Genomic DNA, 4,978 nt, shown 5'->3' with positions numbered 1-4,978 from the left:
TGGGGCTGACCCCCGCGCCTCGGTGTGCCCGCCGGGCAACCCCGAGGTTCACGGGGCGCTGACAGGGCGTCCACAGGTCGCCGTGCCATGGTGCTGGTCAACTGCGCTATGTCGAGCGAAGGACGCACCTATGCCGCAAACTCACGATTTAGGTCTTCCTGCGCACGACGGGACTCACTCACGTGCGGGCCAGGCCGACGCCACGTCGCCCGTTCCTGCCGCGCCCCTTCCGCCGCCGGACCAGACGCGGACCCCCGAGACTCACGGCTACAGCGTGCTGCCGGGTCACCTGCTCACCGCGTCGATGCCGTCGGTCCAGGACGCACTCCCGCGAGGCGTCCGGGCGCGCAGAATCGGGCACACGGCCGCGACTCGAGCGCACCGCACGGGTGCCTGGGTGGCCACTGCACTCCCGCCATCGGTCGCCCGACTCGGTGAGCGGATGCCCGCCGGCCTGCGCCGTGGCATTCCCTGGCTCGCGGGCGCTGGCCTGCTGACGACGGGCTTCCTCGGTGGTGCGGCGCTCGGGCACGACGGCCACCACGAGGTGCACGGCGGCGCGCAGGTGAGCCAGATGATGATGCACGGCCAAGGTCAAGGCGATCACTGACGCGCCCTTTTCGGCGCTGGGTCCCGGCGTTCGTCGGTCATCAGGCGCGGTCAAGCGCACCCGCGCGCTCGTGCTTGTCGTGCAGACGGTGCGCCTGGACGCACCTTGTGCACGACATTCGTCGTTGGGACAGCACCATGACGTGGGTCAGCGTCGCCGAGCCGACGACCCGCGCGCCGCGATGCCCAGCCGGTCGGCCGTCTCGGTGAAGACGGTGGCCGCCTCCGGGCTGAAGAGCACGAACCGGATCAGATCCATGCCACCGCGTCGACTCACGCCTTCCGCGGCGGCGGCCAAGCCCAGCTCGGCGACCGTCCCCATCGCCCAGCCGTAGACACCTGCGCTCACGGCCGGGAAGGCCACCCGGCGGGCCCCCATGCCCCGGGCCACGCTGATGCTGTTGGTGAAGCACCGGCGCAGAGTGGCTGGATCCGTCGCTCCCGCATGGCGATTCGGGCCAACGGTGTGGATCACCCACTTGGCCGGCAGCGCGAAGCCCGGGGTGGCGATCGCGTCACCGGGCGGAAGCCCGTCCGGCAGCGTCGAATCCCGCAACTCCCGGCAGGCCGCCAGCAACTCCGGCCCGGCCGCCCGATGGATGGCCCCGTCGACTCCGCCGCCGCCCAGCAACGAGGAGTTGGCCGCATTGACGATGGCGTCCACTTTCTGCGTGGTGATGTCGCCGGTGACAATCTCGATATTGCCCATGGCGACACCGTATGCCGCGTGCCACCCTTGGGTGCGCGCCCGCGGTGGGGCGCGGCATACGGCAAGGCGAAGGAGCGCATGGTGGCCGACGAGATCTACTACGACAAGAAGGACCAACTAGCGATCGTGCAGGGCAGCCTGCTGCCCGACGAGACAGTCTTCGCGGTCTATGACGGCAAGGATGTCGGCACCGGCTTCATCGGACTGACGAATATGCGGGTGATCCTGCAGGACAACTCCTTCGCCGGTGGCAAGGTGGCCGTGACCTCGGTGCCCTACAACAAGATCACCGCCGTCTCCTATGCCTCGAACGCCTCGGTCTTCGGTCGCTTCACCGAGGAGACGACGGTGGCGATCCACACCTCCCACGGGACCTACGAGATCCTGCTGCGTGGCTCGGACAAGGCCAAGCACACCCACGACGTGATCCTCCACTACATCGTCCACTCCTGAGCTCGGCCGGTCGTGACGCGAGGCGTCACATCACCGCGCGCATCGCGACGATTGCGCCCCGAAGGTAGCGGGTGACGATGGCCCGCTCCTCCTCGCTCAGCAGGGAATCCACCTCGGCGAGGCGTGCGAACATCGGCGCGAGCAACTCCAGCACCTCGGAACGTCCGCTCGGGGTGATCACGACCTCGACTCGGCGGCCGTCGCCGCCGTGTGGACGGCGTTCGGCGTGGCCGTGGGCGACGAGACGATCGACGACCCCTGAGGAGGCTGCCGTCGTTATCCCGAGGGACTTGGCCAGGTCGACCGGGCCAATGGGCGCGCGCATCAGGTGACGAAGTGAGTGAATCTCGGACGTCGACATGCTCGCGCGCCGAGCCACCGCGGCAGGGACGGCAGCCGCCACCTCCATCGCGTCCTCCAGAGCAGAGAGTGACTCCGATCCGGTCCACATCGGCACAGCATCGACCATGCCACTTGCCGGGGCGTCCCGATGACCCGTAATATCACTCACCAACTTAGCAAGAAGGTTAGTTTCCTAGGCGTCAATACTAGTCCGGAGCGTCCCCGTGCATACCATCGCCCGACTGATCACCGCCCGACGGTGGGCCGCGCTCGTGGCCCTGCTCGCCATCCTCGGGTCGGCCTTGGTCATCGCCCTCGCCGGTCCGGCGGAGCGTTCGCCGCGCGCGGGCGAGGACCTGCCGGCTGGTTCGGGTTCGGCTCGCGCCCTGGAGCTGGGTGCGAGGCTGGAGGATTCGGATGCCAAGGCGGCAATCGTCCTCTTCGCCCGCGACCAGGGGCTGTCACCGGCCCACCTGCAACTGGCCGGCGAGCGGGTCGCAGAGCTGCCTGGGGGGAGCGACGCCCCGGTGATCCCGAGCAAGGACGGCACCGCGGCTATCGGGATCGTCGAGGTCGACAAGCCGGACGCCACGGGTGTCGCGGAAGCGGTCGCCCAGATTCGCGACAGCGTGCGAGCCGATCTACCCGCAGGGCTGACCGTCCAGGTCACCGGCCCCGCAGCCATCCAAGCCGATCTCGCCGCCGTCTTCGACGGGGCGAATGTGCGTCTTCTGCTCGCCACCGCCTCGGTCGTCGCCATCTTGCTGGTGATCACCTACCGCAGCCCCGTACTGTGGCTCGTCCCGCTCACCGTTGTCGGCGTGGCCGACCAGTTGGCCGGCGTCCTGGCCACCCGCACGCTCGCCGCGGTTGATGTCGCGTGGGACGAGTCGACGGTCGGCATCCTTTCGGTCCTCGTCTTCGGCGCAGGAACCGACTATGCCTTGCTTCTCATCTCGCGCTACCGCGACGAGTTGCGCCGAGAGGCGGATCGGCGCTCGGCCATGGCGCAGGCGGTCACGCGCACCGCCGAAGCGATCACCGCGAGTTCGGTCACCGTCTTCGTCGGTCTGCTGACCCTGCTCCTCTCGCTCTTCCCGGCCACCCGCGGGCTGGGGTTGGCCTGCGCGGTCGGCGTGGTCGTCGCGGCGGCCTTCGTCATGGTCGTCCTGCCCGCCGCCCTGGTTGTCTTCGGCCGGTGGGTCTTTTGGCCCCGGGTCCCGCAGGTTGGGCAGGCGCCCATCGTCGACTCCCGGTCCGTATGGCGCCGCATCGGCGATGCCGTCGCTCGCCGCCCCGCCGCCTACGCGGGTGTCGTGGTGGCAATTCTCGCGATCTTCGCGGCGAACCTGACACAGATCACGACCGGCTTGTCCGATGCCGATCAGTTCCTGCGTAAGCCGGAAGCCATTGCCGCGGCCGAGCGGCTGGCACGCTCGTTCCCGGCGGGAAGCGCGGACCCCACGCGCATCGTGACCACCGCCCCGGTGCCGGACGTGCTCGCCCGGGTCACGGCCGTGCCGGGCGTCGAATCTGCGCGTCCCGGAGCCAGTGCCGGGTCCGTCGGGGTGGTCGAGGCCGTCCTGTCCGCGCCGCCCGGTAGCGATCGCGCACGCGCGAGCGTCGTGGACCTCCGAGCCGCCTTGGACGATTTGCCGTCGACCTATGTCGGTGGCACCGAGGCGGCCGCGGTGGACCGGGCCGCTGCCACCAGTCGCGACCGCCTCGTGATCATCCCGCTGATCCTGGCGCTGGTCCTCCTGGCTCTGATTTTGCTCCTGCGCTCGCTGGTTGCCCCGGTGATCCTGGTCGCCACCGTCGTGATGACGTATCTGTCCAGTCTCGGCATCTCGTGGCTGCTCTTTACCCAGGTCTTCGGCTTCGCGCGCCTGGACGAGGGCGTGCCGCTGCTCGCCTTCGTCTTTCTGGTCGCGCTGGGTGTCGACTACAACATCTTCCTCGTGACCCGGGCACGGGAGGAGGCTCGCCGGCACGGTGCCCGCGAGGGGATGCTGAGGGGACTTGCGGCGACGGGTGGCGTCATCACCAGCGCCGGCATTCTGCTGGCCGCCGTCTTCGCCGTCCTCGGCGTGCTGCCGCTGGTCGTTCTGGCGCAACTCGGCGTCGTCATCTGCATCGGTGTCCTCCTGGACACCCTGGTCGTCCGGACGCTCGTGGTGCCCGCCCTCGGACTCCTCCTCGGCGACCGCTTCTGGTGGCCGCGTCACCTCGGCCACGAAAAGTCCGCTGTGGGTGCATCCGCCGGGTAACCGCCCACGGATATAGGGGGCAGTGGTCGCGACCGGGCGACCGCCGAGGAGAGGAAAGCCATGTCCCACCGCCGCACCACCACCGCCGTCGCCCTCGGCCTGGCCCTAACCGCCTGCCTGGCGGCGCCCTCGAGTGCCTCGGCAGCGTCCGACAACCGACTCGGCACGCGGAGTCTTGCTGCCGTTTTGACCTCGGACGGCAACACCTTCGATCGCAACTGGAATGACTACGACATCGTCACCGAGGCCGTGCTCGCGGTGATCGCTGCCGATACCGACAGGAACAGCCCCGTCCGGCTCCTGGCCGACGGTCGGGTCGCCCTAACGGCGTTCGTCCCCACCGACCTCGCCTTCCGCAATCTCGTCCAGGCCTTGACCGGGAAGCGCTTGGCCGACGAATCCGACGTCTTCTCGGCGGTGGCCTCGCTCGGTCTCGACACCGTGGAGGATGTGTTGCTCTATCACGTCATCCCGGGTGCGACGATCACCAAGGCGGGTGCGGTGAAGGCCAACGGCGCGCAGCTGACGACCGCGCTCGGTGCCACGATCGGTGTGCGGGTGTACAACCGCGCCGTGCCGATCATCGAGTTGCGGG

General features: G+C 69.2%; 6 protein-coding genes. 4 read left to right on the top strand and 2 right to left on the bottom strand.

The window, feature by feature from the left end:
- Positions 1-397 precede the first annotated feature (397 nt).
- Positions 398-610 (top strand): hypothetical protein, encoded by a 213-nt coding sequence (locus PKH97_RS13560; protein WP_324388056.1) that lies wholly within the window; start codon positions 398-400, stop codon positions 608-610.
- 147 nt (positions 611-757) lie between these two features.
- Here the strand turns inward: PKH97_RS13560 and PKH97_RS13555 are convergent, their stop codons facing one another.
- Positions 758-1,318: an O-acetyl-ADP-ribose deacetylase gene (locus tag PKH97_RS13555; RefSeq protein WP_324388055.1), complete on the bottom strand. Its 561-nt coding sequence runs from the start codon at positions 1,316-1,318 to the stop codon at positions 758-760.
- Between the two features lie 18 nt (positions 1,319-1,336).
- Here PKH97_RS13555 and PKH97_RS13550 point away from each other — a divergent pair, with 18 nt between their 5' ends.
- On the top strand, positions 1,337-1,771 hold the full coding sequence (locus PKH97_RS13550) for a PH domain-containing protein (RefSeq protein WP_324388053.1): 435 nt from the start codon (positions 1,337-1,339) through the stop codon (positions 1,769-1,771).
- A gap of 25 nt (positions 1,772-1,796) precedes the next feature.
- On the opposite strand, the gene PKH97_RS13545 is transcribed toward PKH97_RS13550, so the two are convergent.
- Positions 1,797-2,282 carry a MarR family transcriptional regulator gene (locus PKH97_RS13545; RefSeq protein WP_324388052.1) on the bottom strand — a complete coding sequence of 162 codons (486 nt, stop codon included), beginning with the start codon at positions 2,280-2,282 and terminating at the stop codon, positions 1,797-1,799.
- A gap of 55 nt (positions 2,283-2,337) precedes the next feature.
- Between PKH97_RS13545 and PKH97_RS13540 the strand changes: the two genes are divergently transcribed.
- Positions 2,338-4,383, top strand: a complete 2,046-nt coding sequence (locus tag PKH97_RS13540) for an MMPL family transporter (protein WP_324388051.1) — start codon at positions 2,338-2,340, stop codon at positions 4,381-4,383.
- A gap of 60 nt (positions 4,384-4,443) precedes the next feature.
- Positions 4,444-4,978 (top strand): fasciclin domain-containing protein (locus tag PKH97_RS13535; RefSeq protein WP_324388050.1); only part of this gene is annotated, 535 nt, incomplete at its 3' end.

The sequence above is a fragment of the Nostocoides sp. genome (assembly GCF_035343835.1).
Classification (GTDB): domain Bacteria; phylum Actinomycetota; class Actinomycetes; order Actinomycetales; family Dermatophilaceae; genus Nostocoides_A; species Nostocoides_A vanveenii.
Note: the sequence above shows the minus strand (reverse complement) of the source record. Positions and strands in the feature narration are given on the sequence as shown.